General features: G+C 66.1%; 11 protein-coding genes. 6 read left to right on the forward strand and 5 right to left on the reverse strand.

What is annotated here, in order from left to right:
- Positions 1-71: 71 nt before the first annotated feature.
- The 6 genes from DR039_RS03240 to DR039_RS03265 all read left to right on the forward strand — a co-directional run bounded on the left by DR039_RS03240 (position 72) and on the right by DR039_RS03265 (position 7774).
- Positions 72-1754 carry an L-lactate permease gene (locus DR039_RS03240; protein ID WP_111835928.1) on the forward strand — a complete coding sequence of 561 codons (1683 nt, stop codon included), beginning with the start codon at positions 72-74 and terminating at the stop codon, positions 1752-1754.
- A 373-nt stretch (positions 1755-2127) separates the two neighbouring features.
- Positions 2128-2931 carry a (Fe-S)-binding protein gene (locus DR039_RS03245; protein ID WP_111835929.1) on the forward strand — a complete coding sequence of 268 codons (804 nt, stop codon included), beginning with the start codon at positions 2128-2130 and terminating at the stop codon, positions 2929-2931.
- Positions 2928-4550, forward strand: coding sequence for a LutB/LldF family L-lactate oxidation iron-sulfur protein (locus DR039_RS03250; RefSeq protein WP_111835930.1), 1623 nt, complete (start codon positions 2928-2930; stop codon positions 4548-4550). Before DR039_RS03245 ends, DR039_RS03250 begins: the two co-directional genes overlap by 4 nt.
- A 1-nt stretch (position 4551) precedes the next feature.
- Complete coding sequence (locus tag DR039_RS03255; protein WP_111835931.1) at positions 4552-5211, forward strand: LutC/YkgG family protein; 660 nt, start codon at positions 4552-4554, stop codon at positions 5209-5211.
- 477 nt (positions 5212-5688) lie between these two features.
- Entirely contained in the window at positions 5689-6309 is a 621-nt protein-coding gene (locus DR039_RS03260; RefSeq protein WP_111835932.1) for a DivIVA domain-containing protein, read from the forward strand.
- Positions 6310-6505: 196 nt separating this feature from the next.
- Entirely contained in the window at positions 6506-7774 is a 1269-nt protein-coding gene (locus tag DR039_RS03265) for an alpha-hydroxy acid oxidase (protein WP_111835933.1), read from the forward strand.
- A gap of 154 nt (positions 7775-7928) precedes the next feature.
- Here DR039_RS03265 and DR039_RS03270 read toward each other — a convergent pair whose 3' ends face one another.
- The 5 genes from DR039_RS03270 to DR039_RS03290 all read right to left on the reverse strand — a co-directional run bounded on the left by DR039_RS03270 (position 7929) and on the right by DR039_RS03290 (position 14369).
- Complete coding sequence (locus DR039_RS03270; RefSeq protein WP_111835934.1) at positions 7929-9641, reverse strand: lysine--tRNA ligase; 1713 nt, start codon at positions 9639-9641, stop codon at positions 7929-7931.
- A 34-nt stretch (positions 9642-9675) separates the two neighbouring features.
- A complete protein-coding gene (gene panD, locus DR039_RS03275) occupies positions 9676-10131 on the reverse strand; it encodes an aspartate 1-decarboxylase (protein WP_111835935.1) in 456 nt (151 codons plus the stop codon).
- A gap of 198 nt (positions 10132-10329) precedes the next feature.
- Entirely contained in the window at positions 10330-11388 is a 1059-nt protein-coding gene (panC, locus tag DR039_RS03280; protein WP_111835936.1) for a pantoate--beta-alanine ligase, read from the reverse strand.
- Between the two features lie 212 nt (positions 11389-11600).
- A complete protein-coding gene (locus DR039_RS03285) occupies positions 11601-12524 on the reverse strand; it encodes a Rossmann-like and DUF2520 domain-containing protein (protein WP_111835937.1) in 924 nt (307 codons plus the stop codon).
- 153 nt (positions 12525-12677) lie between these two features.
- Positions 12678-14369 (reverse strand): PH domain-containing protein, encoded by a 1692-nt coding sequence (locus tag DR039_RS03290; protein WP_111835938.1) that lies wholly within the window; start codon positions 14367-14369, stop codon positions 12678-12680.
- Between the last annotated feature and the right edge of the window lie 20 nt (positions 14370-14389).

The following is a 14389-nucleotide window of genomic DNA, read 5'->3' on the forward strand; positions in this document are numbered from 1 at the left end:
TCTGTGCCAGTATGTGCGGGCAACTGGCGGCAGCGACGATGCCCCCGCCTAGCCCTATCCACGGAGCAGTTATGACTCTTGCAGCCTTGTCGGGCCTTCACCAGGCCCTTCCTTCGGCCACCTTTACCCCGTCGACGACGTCAGTGGGCGGCAATGTCTTTGCCACCGCCGCCGTCGGCCTGCTGCCACTGGTGGTGTTCTTCGTCCTCATGGGCGCCTTCAAGGTGAAGACGCATTGGTGCGCGATCATCTCCTTTGCGCTGTCAGCGCTGATCGCGATATTCGCCTTCAAGATGCCTGCCGGGATGACGATCATGTCCGGCACCCAGGGCCTGGCCCTGGGCTTCGTGCCGATCATCTACATCATCATCGCGGCCGTGTGGCTCTACAACCTCACGGAGACCTCTGGGCGCAGCCAGGACCTCAAGGCCGTTTTCAACACCATCGGCAAGGGTGACCAGCGCGCCCAGGCCCTGATCGTGGCCTTCTCCTTCTGCGGCCTGATGGAGGGCCTAGCGGGCTTCGGCGCTCCGGTGGCTATTACCTGCGCCATGCTGGTCGCCCTGGGCCTGCCGCCGGTAAAGGCCGCCATCGTCACCATCGTGGGTAATGCCATCAACGTGGGCTTTGGCGCCATAGCTATCCCGACGACGACGGCAGGCAAACTCGGTGGCCAGGATCCCACCCTGGTGGCACAGAATATGGGGCATATCTCCTGGATCATCGCCACCTTTATCCCGCTGATTCTGCTGTTCATCCTGGACGGCTCTCGCGGCATCAAGCAGCTTTGGCCCCTCGCCCTGGTTTCTGGCTTTGCCACCGCCGCCGGCCACTTCTTCATCCCCGAGATTTCCTACGAGCTCACCGCCGTCGTCGCCTCCTTGCTGGGCTTGGCCGCCTGTTACGTGTTCCTGCTCGTGTGGACCCCCACCACCCCGGAGGAGTACCGCACTGAAGTTGCCGCTGAAGACAAGCCCAACGGCCAGCGCGTGGCCTTGGCCCTGCTGCCCTATGTGCTCGTGGTGGTGATTATCGCGATCACCAAGCTGTTCAAGAGCTTGTCCAAGGCTCTGTCCGCCACAGATATCAAGATCAAATGGCCGGGCGTCTACGGTGACCTGCTAAACGCCAAAGGCGAGCCCTCAGGTTCCGCGATCTACAACTTGCAGATCCTGTCCAACCCGGGTACCTGGATCTTCGTCACCGCCATCATCGTGGCGATCGTCTATGGCCTGAACTCCTCCGGCGGGCGCTACCAGACCAGCGTGGGCAAGATGTTCGCGGTGCTGCCCAAGACCATCTACAACCTGCGGCTGGCGATCCTGACCATCTCCATGGTGATGGCCCTGGCCTACGTCATGAACTTCTCCGGCCAGACCACCTCCATCGGCGCAGCCCTGGCCACCACGGGCGCCGCCTTCGGCTTCTTGTCTCCGATGCTCGGTTATGTGGGCACGGCCGTGGCGGGCTCGGCTACCTCCGCTGGTGCGCTCTTCGCCAACCTGCAGGCCACCGCCGCAGCAGGCGCTGGGCTGGACCCGCAGATCCTGCTGGCTGCCAACACGATTGGTGGCGGTATCGGCAAGATCGTCTCCCCGCAGAACCTGGCAATCGCGGCCACCGCGGTGAACGCGCCCGGCACGGATGCGGAGATCCTGAAGAAGGCTGCGCCATACTCCATCGGCCTGCTGCTGGTGCTGTGCACGCTGGTGTTCATCGCCTCGCAGGGATGGTTGGGCAGCTATATGCCGTAGGCATTTCTGCGCTGGTGCCTTAAGCCAGGTAGGACAGTGGCGCCGGTGGGCCTTTGGGCTCTCCGGCGCCACTTTCTTCATGGGGCGAACCCACCTGCGCTTTTACCGCCAGGCAGGACCTCACCACGGCCTGGGTCTAGCCTCTGCCGGGCCTCAGTAACAAAACCCAAGCCGAGGCTTGCGCAATACCTCTGCGGCAGCCGGACTTTCTAGCTTCCCAGACGCCCACATATCTCCCACCGTCGCAAGACTTTTCCGCACCATCACGGCCTTTCGTCCTAGTGAGCGCGCTGTGGCGCAGGCGCCCGTACGAAAGCGGTCTACGGCGTCAATATTCTGAGCCCGACCCGTCAACGACGCCGTGGAGGTAACCGTGCGCATTGCACTCTTCGCGACCTGCCTAGCCGACACCATGTTCCCGCAGGCAGCGCAAGCAACCGTAAGCATTCTGGAGCGACTCGGACACGAAGTCGTCTTCCCTGAGGGGCAGGTGTGCTGCGGTCAGATGCACGCGAACACCGGCTACTTCAAACAGGCAGCAGCCATCACCCGCAATCACATCAAAACCTTCGCCCCAGTCCTCGACGGCGAGTGGGACGCCATCGTGGTCCCCTCCGGCTCCTGCACCGGAGCTGCGCGCCACGAGCAGGAGATCGTAGCCAAGCACGTTGGCGACGACGATCTAGCCAAGCAAGTTGAGCGCATCGGCGCCCACACCTACGACCTATCCGAGCTGCTGGTGGATGTGCTCGGCCTGGAGGACGTCGGCGCCTACTTCCCCCACACCGTCACCTACCACCCCACCTGCCACTCCATGCGCGTAGCCAAGGTTGGGGACCGCCCCTACCGCCTGCTCAAAGCGGTGGAGGGCCTGACCTACATTGAGCTGCCTGAGCAGAACGTCTGCTGCGGCTTCGGCGGCACCTTCTCCGTGAAGAACTCGGATGTTTCCACCGCCATGCTTGCGGACAAGGTCTCCAATGTGCTTAGCACCCGCGCTGAGGTGCTGTGCACCGGCGACTACTCCTGCCTGATGAACATTGGCGGCGGCCTGTCCCGCCTTAAGTCCGGTGTGCGCGTGATGCACCTGGCCGAGATCCTGGCCTGCACCAAGGACGCGCCTTTTGCCGGCAATATCTCCTTCGCCCCCGCTAGCTCACAGGTGGTGTCACGATGACGCAGACATACCTCGGCATGCCTCAGGCAGCCGACCCGAACGAGGTCCACACCGGCGGTTGGCGCACCAACGTCACCATCCCGGAAGACACCCTGCGCTGGGGCCCCACCTTCCAGGAGGGGGCGCGCAAAACCCTGGCCAACACTCAGATGCGCCGCAACCTGGGCCACGCCACCCGCACGATCCGTGGCAAGCGCCAGCAGCGCGTGGATGAGATGCCCGACTGGGAGCAGCTCCGCGACGCCGCCGAGGCCGTCAAATTCGAGGTGGCCTCCCGCCTCCCCGAGCTTCTAGAGCAGTTTGAACGCAATGTCACCGCCCACGGTGGCATCGTTCACTGGGCACGCGACGCCGCCGAGGCCAACGCGATCGTCACGGAAATCCTGAAGTCCAAGGGCTGCGACGACGTCGTCAAGGTCAAATCCATGGCCACCCAGGAAACCAACCTCAACGAGCACCTGAAGTCCGAGGGCATCACCGCCCACGAGACCGACCTGGCCGAGATGATCGTTCAGCTGGCCGACGACATGCCCTCCCACATCGTGGTTCCCGCGATCCACCGCAACCGCTCCGAGGTCCGCGGCATCTTCCTGGACCGCATGGATGACGCCCCCAAGGACCTCTCCGACAAACCCGAAGAACTGGCCGGTGCCGCCCGCGCCCACCTGCGCAAGAAGTTCCTGCACGCCCCGGTGGCCATCTCCGGCACCAATATGGGTATTGCCGAAACCGGCACCGTATCCATCTTTGAGTCTGAGGGCAACGGCCGCATGTGCCTGACCCTGCCGGATACGCTCATCACCCTGATGGGTATCGAGAAGCTGGTGCCCCGCTACCAGGACGCGGAGATCTTCGCCCAGCTGCTGCCGCGCTCCGCCACCGGCGAGCGCATGAACCCCTACACCTCCATGTGGACCGGCGTCACCCCTGGTGACGGCCCCAAGGAGTTCCACCTAATCCTCATGGACAATGGCCGCACCAAGGTCCTCACGGACCCGATCGGCCGCCAGGCCCTGGCCTGCATCCGCTGCGGCTCCTGCATGAATATCTGCCCCGTGTACCAGCACACCTCCGGTCACGCCTACGGCTCGGTGTACCCCGGCCCCATTGGCGCAATCCTCACGCCCCAGCTCACGCAGGGCCTGGCGGACAAGGATCCGGTGCACACCCTGCCCTTCGCCTCTTCACTGTGTGGGGCTTGCGGTGAGGTCTGCCCCGTCAAGATCGACATCCCCACGATTCTTATCCACCTGCGCGCCCGCAGCGTGGACGTTAAGCGGCGGCTAATCCCGGATGTGTGGGACCTAGCCATGAGCGCCACCAGCCCTGCCATGAGCAACAAGCTGCTTTGGGGCGCCCTGGCGCAAGGGGCTAAGGCCACCCGCCTGGTAGGTAGGAAGAAGGGCCGGATCGGCCATATACCCGCACCGGTTATCAAGGGCTGGACGGCTGCGCGCGACATCCCGGTCACCCCCAAGGAGACCTTCCGCCAGTGGTGGCACCGCACCCACCCGGGTTCGGATGCCAACGCCCCCCGTACCGACGCTCCTGCCCGTGGCTTGCCACTGGCCAGCGCTGAGGGCATGACCACCCGCACCAACGACCAGCCGGAGGCCTGAGATGGATGCCAAGACCACAATCCTCACTCGTGCCCGTGACGCCATCGCCCGCTCTCAGGAGGGCCGTCCCGTCCGGGAGATTCCACGCGACTACATCCGCAAGGGTGAGCACGCGCCCGGCTCCGAGCCCGTCGTCGCCGATATGGTGGAGAAGCTGGAGGACTACTCCGCGAAAGTGACCCAGGCCGTCAAGGAGGCCGAGGTAGCCGACGCTATCGCTGCCTTCTTGGATGAGGCTGGCGCCAAGAGCGTCGTAGTGCCCACCGGCCTGCCGGAGGCCTACAAGCAGGCCGCCGCGCGCGCGGGCCGCACCGTCCACGAGGACTCCCGGGAGACGCCGATCCCCACCTTGGAACTGGACACGATCGACGCCGTCGTGACCTGCTCGCGGGTGGGCATCGCCCTGTCCGGCACCATCTGCCTAGATGGCGAACCGGACCAGGGCCGCCGCGCCATCACCCTGGTTCCAGACACGCATGTGGTGGTCCTGGAGCGGGAGATGATCATGCCCACCGTCCCGGAGGCGGTGGACGTGCTGGGTCAGAACCCCACTCGCCCCACCACCTGGATCGCCGGTGGTTCCGCCACCAGTGACATCGAGCTGGTGCGCGTCAACGGTGTGCACGGCCCGCGAAACCTCAGGGTGGTCATCGCGCACTGAGCGCCACTTTGCTAGTGGCACTGCGGAAAAGCCGTAGCGTCACTGATTAGCACCTCGCCCCGTCGGCTGCATAAGTCGGCGGGGCGAGGCGTCTTTGGGAGACTTGTAGGCCCGCCGCTGTGCGGCTCTTTGCTAGGCCTGCGTGGTGGCGCTGCGGCCCGCACTCTCGCGCCAGCACGCGCCTTAGACACTAGAGGGCTGCTAGCCTCTTTGCTGTTCAAGGTGGATGGCAGCCCACAGCCCCAGGGCTAGGTTGATGTCCGCCACCGCCCTGTCCCGGGATCGGCGTCGATCCTGGACCTGAAACTAGATCTTGAATCACCGGACCTGCACCGGATAATTGAAACGCCTCGCGCACCTGCCCCTGCAGCCTGAGGTCATACGGCCTGGGCGCACCGGTTGGTGCCACCGCGCGAAATCCCCGGTGCCCGCCCCCTGGCGGCCGCACCACCACAGCACCACATCGAGGACCCTGACATGCTGCTGACCTCCACCCAAGTGACAGAATCGCGGTTCCCCGCCACTGAGCTGGTTGACGGCTACGACATCCACTCCGTGGACACCTACCTGGACCAGATCGCCAACACGCTGCGAGCCTGGGAAGTCGGCGCCAGCGGTGACACCGGACAGGCCATTCTGCGGGCCCAGGATGTCAACGACGTCGTCTTCCCAGTGACCACCGCGGTGGACGAGGAGGGCTACTCCGTGGAGCAAATCGACGATTTCCTAGACGAGGTAGTGCGCACCCTGCAGCACTACGAGGCCCGCGCCACCGCCAGCGCCGCCGGCTCCACCGAGGGCCGCCCACTGACCGCAGAGGACGTCAGCCACCTGGCCTTCACCACCGTAAAGCTCCAGGAGGGTTACGACCGCGAGCAGGTGGACACCGTGCGGGACAAGATCACCCTGACCCTGCGCGCCCGCGAGACAGGCACCTGGGTGGGCGGTCCCTTTGGGATGCTCACCTCCACTGACGTGCGCAAACTCGGCTTCCAACGCACCATGTTCCACACCGGCTACGAGCCCAATGAAGTCAACGCCTTCCTGGACGACGTCGCCCGGACGCTGGCCGAGTATGAGGCCAAGGCCTGCGCCTGAGACCCGAGCGCTGGGCCCCACGCGCTGGTTCTTGCGCCGCAAGCGCGGCGGCGTAGGGACGGATCAGTCTCGGGCTATACACCATCTTGCACTTAGGTATGCCTGACCTTAGTCTCAGTGCGGGCATCCGGGACTGCCCTCCATACGTACTCCCAGCCCACTTCAGCACTGTCCGTCAACAACGAAATCGGTCACTATGGTCAAACGTCAGCTCCCCAATCCGTCTGAAATCTTCGAGCTCCTCCACTTCAAGACACCCGACTTCAACGCCCGCCGCCGTCGCCTCACTGCCGCCCAAACCATCTGGGACCTGCGTGCCATCGCCAAGCGGCGCACCCCCGCCGCCGCCTTCGACTACACCGACGGCGCCGCCGAGGGCGAAATCTCACTGCGACGCGCCCGCCAGGCCTTCCGCGACGTGGAGTTCCACCCCGACATCCTGCGGCCGGCGGTCGACGTCGACACCTCCTGCCAGATCCTCGGCGGCCCCTCGGCCATGCCCTTCGGCATCGCCCCCACCGGCTTCACGCGACTGATGCAAACCGAAGGGGAGATAGCCGGGGCCGGCGCCGCCGGAGCCGTCGGCATCCCCTTCACCCTCTCAACCCTGGGCACCACCTCCATTGAGGACGTGCGCGCCGCCAACCCCCACGGCCGCAACTGGTTCCAGCTCTACGTCATGCGTCAGCGCGAGATCTCCTACGGGCTGGTCGAACGCGCCGCAGCGGCCGACTTCGACACCCTCATGTTCACGGTAGACACCCCCGTGGCCGGCGCTCGCCTGCGCGACAAGCGCAACGGCTTCTCCATCCCGCCCCAAATCACGGCGGGAACCGTCCTCAACGCCATCCCCCGCCCCTGGTGGTGGTTCGACTTCCTGACCACACCCAAACTCGAGTTCGCCTCACTCAGCTCGACGGGCGGCACCGTGGGCGAGCTGCTCAACTCCGCCATGGACCCCACCATCAGCTACGAGGACCTTGAGGTCATCCGGGGAATGTGGAACGGCAACATCGTCATCAAGGGCGTCCAGAACATCCCCGACGCCAAGCGACTGCTGGACCTGGGCGTGGACGGCATCATCCTGTCCAACCACGGCGGGCGCCAACTGGACCGGGCCCCGGTGCCCTTCCGCCTGCTGCCCGAGCTGGTGCGGGAGGTCGGAGACGACGCCACAGTCATGATCGACACCGGGATCATGAACGGCGCCGACATCGTGGCCGCCACGGCACTGGGCGCCAAGTTCTCCCTCATTGGACGCGCCTACCTCTACGGGCTCATGGCCGGTGGTCGCGCCGGCGTGGACCGGACCATCGCGATCCTGCGCGAGGAACTCGTGCGCACCATGAGGCTCCTGGGCGTCTCCAGCCTTGAGGAACTCGAGCCGCGCCATGTCACCCAGCTGACCCGGCTGGTGCCGGTGCGCCCGCAGGTCAAGGCCGCAGCAGACGCCGTCTCCCGCTGATCACCGCCAGCTGACCGCCTCGGCCTCGTCATGAATACCCGGGGCGGTGCGAGTGAGCTTCCAGCTCATGGGCAGGTGCCTCTTACTGCTACAGGCACCTGCCCATGAGGCGGGTCGGGTGAGGCGAGACTGACCAGTGCGCCCGCCGACGCACTTAGGAACGCCTGACCAGCGGGAAGGTGATGGTCTCGCGAATGCCCTGGCCGGTCAGGGCCATCAGCAGTCGATCAATGCCCATGCCCATGCCGCCACAGGGCGGGAAGCCCTGCTCCATGGCCACCAGGAAGTCCTCATCCAGCACCATGGCCTCCGGGTCACCGTTAGCGGCAGCCAAAGCCTGCGCCTCAAAACGCTGACGCTGCACCACCGGGTCAGCCAACTCAGAGTAGGCAGTGGCAGTCTCGAAACCACGAATGTACAGGTCCCACTTCTCAGTCAGGCCCGGCTTTGAGCGGTGGTAGCGGGTCAGCGGGGAGGTGTCCTCCGGGAAGTCATATACAAAGGTCGGCTCCCACAGGTCATCGCCCACCGTGACCTCAAAGATGTCCTCCACGATCTTCCCGGCGACGGCGTAGTCATCCACCTCCAGATCCAGCTTTTCCGCCAGCTTGACGAGCTTCTCCCGTGGAGTCTCCACGGTGATCTCCTCCCCCACGCCCTCAGAGACCGCGGTGTAGAGGTCAATCTTGCGCCACTGGCCGGACAGGTCGTATTCAGTGCCGTCAGCCAGGGTGACGACCTCCTGGCCCTCCTCCAGACCGAAGGCATCGCGGGCGGCCTGCTGCACTAGATTGCGGGTCAGGTCCGCCATGCCGTTGTAGTCCGAGTAGGCCTCATAGGCCTCCAGGGCGGTGAACTCTGGGGAGTGGGAGGAGTCGGCGCCTTCGTTGCGGAAGTTCCGGTTGATCTCAAAGACGCGGTCCACACCGCCCACCACCGCGCGCTTGAGGTAGATCTCCGTGGCGATGCGCAGGTAGAGGTCCAGGTCAAAGGCGTTCATATGGGTGGTGAAGGGGCGTGCGGCGGCACCACCGTGGATGACCTGCAACATGGGGGTCTCCAACTCCACGTACTCGCGGCGGTGGAAGTTCTCCCGCAGGGAGCGGACCACGGCGGCACGCGTGCGCACCATGTCGCGGGCCGCCGGGCGCGTCAGCAAATCCAGTTCACGGCGGCGCACCCGGTTGTCCTCAGACAGGGTGACGGCCTCGCCTGCCTCATTGGTCCAGGTTTTGGGCAGGGGCCGCAGCGCCTTAGAGGCAATGCGCCAAGCGGGGGTGGCGACGGCGTCGTCACCGAGCTCGGGCAGCGCAGCCGGGTCGGCGCCGTCTACCAGGGCAGTCTCCGCGAAGACAGAAAGCTCACCGCGGCGCGAGGAGATCACGCGGCCGTGGACAAAGAGGTGATCCCCTAGGTCTACGTCCGCTTTGAAGGCTGCCAGGCTGGTGTGCCCCTGGCCGGGCAGGGACTTGGCGGAGAGCATGGCCTGAATGGTGGCGCCCGCGCCGTCCTGCAGCGTCACAAAGCAGAGCTTGCCGCTGTTGCGCAGGAAGACCACCCGGCCAGCCAGGCCTACTTCCTCCTGCGTCTCCTCGCCCGCTTCCAGGTGGGAGTAGGCGGCGCGGACCTTGGCGATGGTGGTGGTGATAGGCAGTTGGACAGGGTAGGGCTCCCAGCCTTCCGCGCGCAGGCGCTCGCGTTTGGCGGCGCGGACCTCGAACTGCTCGCCGGGGCCGGGGTCAGCCTTGGGTGCTTTAGGGGCCTGGTCAGTCTGCTTGGGCTTGCCGGACTGCTCAGCCTGGGGGGCGGCGGCCTTTGCCTCGGCAGGGAGGGGAGTGTTCTCGGGCTGGTTCTGCGCGTCAGTCACGAGCTGATCCTACCGGGGCGAGGCCCCTACCTGGTCAGCGGCGAGCTTCAGTCAGCTTAGTGCCGGAGGATTTGAGGCCCTGCAGGCGGGCGACCTCCGAGTCTTCGGGCACCTGCCCGGGTTCAGTGCCACGCTCCACGATGTGGTTTTCCGCGTCCACAAAGACCACCTGTGGCAGGTAGCTGCGCGCGCTGGCGTCATCCAGCTGTGAGTAGCCGATGAGGATAACGACGTCGCCAGGCTGCACCAGGTGGGCGGCGGCGCCGTTGATGCAGATCTCGCCGGCGCCGCGCTTGCCGGGGATCACGTAGGTGGACAGGCGGTTGCCGTTGGTGCAGTCGCAGATGTCTACGCGCTCGCCGGGCAGGAAGCCGGCGGCGTCTAGCAGCTCTGCGTCCACGGTGATGGAGCCGACGTAGTCCAGGTCAGCTTGGGTCACGGTGGCGCGGTGAATCTTGGACGTCATCATCGTCCGCAGGCGGGTGCTCATCGACTCCAGCCTATGGCCGGGAGCTCGGAGCATTGAAGTGGCGGCGCGGGAAAGTGGCAGAGCAGACAGGCTGCCCTCGCCTCGCCCCCCGCCCCACCCTCGTTCGGACAACCAAACGCCAAACGGACAACCATGCACCTGGTCGTAGGTTGTCCGTTTGGCGTTTGGTTGTCCGAAAAGGAGAAGACGGGCTGGGCCTCAGCTGAGCTTGACGATGGCGTTGTCGATCAGGCGGGTCTTGCCGACCTTGGCGGCCAGAGCCAACAAGCCAACAGCCGGCACGGGGGCAGCGGCGTCGGCGGGCAGTCCGAGGCCAGCGCCAGCCAGATCCACAAAGGAATCCGGGTCTACCAGCGCCACATAGTCGACCTCCACGCCGGGGGCAGCCTGCAGATGCTTAAGCGCGGCAGCACGCACGGCGACGGCGTCGGCCCCCTTAGCAGCAGCCTCAAGTCCAACCGCAAGCGCCTGGGAGAGAGCGAGCGCCTGTTGGCGTTCGGTAGCGGAAAGGTAGGCGTTGCGCGAGCTCATGGCCAGGCCGTCCCGCTCGCGGCGGATCTCTACCGGCACGATCTCCAGGGGGACGGAGAGGTCGCGGACCATGGCGCGCACAATGGCGAGTTGCTGGGCGTCCTTGCGGCCAAACAGTGCCCACTGCGGGCTGGTCAGGTGCATGAGGCTTAGGACCACCTGACACACGCCACCAAAGTGCGTGGGGCGGGTCTTGCCCTCCAGGACGGTGGCGATCGGGCCGGGGTCGATACGCACGGCGGGGTCGCCGTCTGGGTACATGACCTCCGGGGTGGGGGCAAAGACCACCAGGCGGCCCACGCGCAAGGCGCCGTCGGGAGCGGTGAGGGTGGCGGTTAGGCCGGCGACGTCGGCCTCTAAGGTGCGGGGGTAGGCCTCCAAGTCCTCCCCGGCAGCAAATTGCAGCGGGTTGACAAAAATCGTGACGACGACGGTGCCCTGGTCACCGACGCGGCGGGCTGCCTCCGCAACCAGGTCGAAGTGCCCCTGGTGAAGGGCACCCATGGTCATGACGACGGCCCGTGGGGCGGTGTCAGTACTGAGGGCGGCGGCTAGCTCAGCGCGGCTGCGGGCCAGCGTGGCGGCGGGAGGGAGGGCCGCAGGCGGGAGAGCGGCGGCCTTGCGGGCCGCACGGGCGGCGCTGGCGGCGTCGGCAGAGGCTGCAGGGGTTGCCGGGGAGGTCGCGGCGGTTGCAGGGGCGGTGGGCTGGTTGGACTCGGTGGTCATACAGCCAAATTAGTCCGCCCACTGGCACCGCCGAAACCGCCCGCCTTTGCTTGGCGGCGCGTTCAACTCAAGCAGGCATCGCCGCGAACGTCCCGGCTTGCTCAATTCAAGCAGGCATCGCCGCGAGCGCCCCGACCTGCTTTACGGCAAGCTCAACTCAAGCAGGCAGAGCCAAAACCTCCCCCGTTGACTGTGCTGCACCGGCCAGGCTCTCAGTCGCGCGAGTCAGGCTCCTCCAAGACCTCGCGCACCGCCTGGGCCTGCTCACCGCTGATCCGCCCGCTCGCCTCACAGCGCTGCGCCGTCGCTGCAGCCAGCACCCGATAGGTGGCGACGACGTCGCCCAGCGCCTGCCCTTCAGCGTCGCGCAATTCCTGCAAAGCCTCTAGATGTGCGGCCACCGTCCCGGCGTCGCCGCGCGAGACTGGGCCGGTCAGCCCCGCCTCGCCCTCAGACAGGGCCCGCTCCAGCGCTGCCGCAAGCAGCGGGCGCAAGGTAGCGGCGCCGTCTTCAACTCCCACGGCGGCCAGCACTCGCACCGCCTGCCCCACCAGCGTCACCAAGTGGTTAGCGCCGTGCGCCAGGGCCGCGTGATAGGCAGGGCGGGCTGATTCTTCCAGCACAAAAGGCTCGCCCCCCAGCTCCACCGCAAGTGCCTGAGCGATTGGCAGCACCGCCGCGGGTGCGGTGACGGCCATGGGGCAGCCGACCAGGCGGGCGACGTCGGTAGAAAAGCCACCAAAGGTCATAGCGGGGTGGATCGCCAGAGGAATAGCTCCGGCTTGACGCGCAGGCTCTAGGACGGCGGTGCCGTAGCGGCCTGAGGTATGCACCACCAGTTGTCCGGCCTGCCAATGGCCGAGGTCTGCGGCGCCTTGAATTAGCGGCCCGAGGGCGTCGTCGGGGACAGCCAGTAAAACCAGTTCTGCGCGGCGCAGGATCTCGGGGACTTCCAGCAGTGGCACGCCTGGCAGCAGAACTTCGGCGCGCTCCTGACTTGCAGCTGAGACGGCGTGCACGCCAACCACTTGGTGCCCGGCGGCCCGCAAGGCTGAACCCAGGACGGCGCCAACGCGCCCAGCTGAGATGATGCCGACGCCGAGGCGCCCCGGGCGGGAAGAGTTGCCTGCACTCATGGCTTGACCCTATCCCGGGGGCAGCAGCGTTCTCAGTGGCGAAGGCGAGCGGCCATGCGGCGTGGTGGCCCAGTGAGGTGGCGTGGCAGGGGTGATCTCGCGGCGCGGCGCTCTCAGCGCGAAGCAGTCGCTGCGCCGCTGGCTCTCCTGAGCTTAGGCGGTGGCTCGGGCCAGCCAGCGGTCCAGCTGCTCCTCGCTGCGGCGGATCAGCGCCCGCTCGGAGATCACCTGGGCCAGGAGAGCGGCGTCGGCCAGGCTCAGATTGCTTAGCGAGCGGACCATTACAGCGTCCACCATGTCCAGGTGAATCGCCGCCAGACCACGCCGACGTGCAAAAGGCCCCTGAGCGACCCGCAAGGACTGAATGCGTTCAAAGGGAATCACGCTGGTGCGCCGCCAAAAACGCCCCAGACGCAGCACCACACAGGTGTCCGTCAGGGCAATTCCCTCGCGTCGCCAAGCGATCGGAGAGAATATGCGCCCCCGCGGGGAGATGCCCATAAAGCGAGGGGCTGATGCACCAGCGCCGACGCCGTCAGCACCTCCGGAGGCAGGGTGCGTAAGCCCATCACCGAGAGCTTCAGCCAGGAAGGCGTCAGGATCGGGGACCCCCAACTTGGGCACCACCAGCCATAGCGCGCGCAGGGCAGTATCCCGCTCCCCCACCGGCAGCAACACGTTCACCCCCGTGTACTCCACCCCGCTGCTACTGGGCTCCGCGGCCTGCCTCCCGGCGACACTGGTCTCCACCCGCCACCAGTCCGGCCCCCGCCAAAACGGCCCCTGGGAAAGCTTGACGCCGTGTACACGCCCGGGCGGCAGCGTGGAGGAGGTCTCGGAAGTCAAGCCGAAACGCATACGGATTCCCGCCGGGGTGGCGGCGGCCCGGAAGCGCCAGCCCTTGTCAAAAAGGGACCAGACGTAGCCGCCGAGCGCCAGGGGGGCAGCTAGGGCCGGCAGCAGCGCAGACAGTCCAGCGGCTGCGGCACCGCTTCCTTCCCCAAAGACAAACCCGGCCACGGTGAAGCCCAGGCTGACCGCAATCAGGATCAACACAGATACCGTCGCCCCGGAGCGCAGCATGGAGAGGATCAGGACCTTGGTGTTCACCTCGTAGAGGTAGTGCTCATTAGATTCCACCAGCCCCGTGCGCAGCCGCTGCGCCCCCAAAGCATCCTCAAAACCGCGCGGCGCAGCCACACTGCTGCCCGCCGCGGCGCCTGCCGGCACCGCAGCTGCGCCGTCACTGAGCAGTGGTTTCTGTGGAAGCGCTCCCGCATCTGGCCTGCTGGCGCCAGCAGTGCCGACGACGGCGTCGCCGCGCAGCTCCTGGCCGGCTGCCAGTGACAGGATCTGGTCGCGCAGGGCAGTAAGTTCGCGGCTGCGCAAGAAACCGATGATTACGTGGGAGTCTGCGCCCCCAGCTACCTCCACGGTGAGCCGCCCCAGACCGAAGATGCGTCCCAGCAGGGGGTGGACTACGTCGACGGACTGGATGCGAGGTAGGCGGGCAGTACGCAGTTGCTTGTTGAACACGCCGGTGCGCAGGTAGACGGCGTCGCGGTCTACGGCGTAGGAACGCATCCGCCAGGACAGCCAGAGGCTCAGGGCCAGCGTGACGAAAACGGCCAGGGCACCCACCGCCACCCAAGGCAGACTTCGCGAGAAGGTATTCGAGTCGCTGTCCTGTATAGCCTCGTAGACCTTGGAGGCCGCCTGGATGTTCTGGAACACGATCAAGGCGAAGATCGCGGTGATGAACTTCCAGCCTTCTAGCAGGGGCGTAATCGGGTGGACTCGGTGCCATTGGACGTCGGTGGGCAGGGCGATGCGCCGCTCTTGCACATCACCTCGACCTTTGCGGG

Origin of the sequence: Actinomyces bovis, assembly GCF_900444995.1 — a bacterium.
Taxonomy (GTDB): domain Bacteria; phylum Actinomycetota; class Actinomycetes; order Actinomycetales; family Actinomycetaceae; genus Actinomyces; species Actinomyces bovis.

What these genes read in the sequence shown, in the direction of transcription:
- DR039_RS03240 (WP_111835928.1), top strand. Translation starts at nt 72, where the DNA reads ATGACTCTTGCAGCCTTGTCGGGCCTTCACCAGGCCCTTCCTTCGGCC.
- DR039_RS03250 (WP_111835930.1), top strand. Translation starts at nt 2,928, where the DNA reads ATGACGCAGACATACCTCGGCATGCCTCAGGCAGCCGACCCGAACGAG.
- DR039_RS03255 (WP_111835931.1), top strand. Translation starts at nt 4,552, where the DNA reads ATGGATGCCAAGACCACAATCCTCACTCGTGCCCGTGACGCCATCGCC.
- DR039_RS03260 (WP_111835932.1), top strand. Translation starts at nt 5,689, where the DNA reads ATGCTGCTGACCTCCACCCAAGTGACAGAATCGCGGTTCCCCGCCACT.
- DR039_RS03265 (WP_111835933.1), top strand. Translation starts at nt 6,506, where the DNA reads ATGGTCAAACGTCAGCTCCCCAATCCGTCTGAAATCTTCGAGCTCCTC.
- panD (WP_111835935.1), bottom strand. Translation starts at nt 10,131, where the DNA reads ATGAGCACCCGCCTGCGGACGATGATGACGTCCAAGATTCACCGCGCC.
- panC (WP_111835936.1), bottom strand. Translation starts at nt 11,388, where the DNA reads ATGACCACCGAGTCCAACCAGCCCACCGCCCCTGCAACCGCCGCGACC.
- DR039_RS03285 (WP_111835937.1), bottom strand. Translation starts at nt 12,524, where the DNA reads ATGAGTGCAGGCAACTCTTCCCGCCCGGGGCGCCTCGGCGTCGGCATC.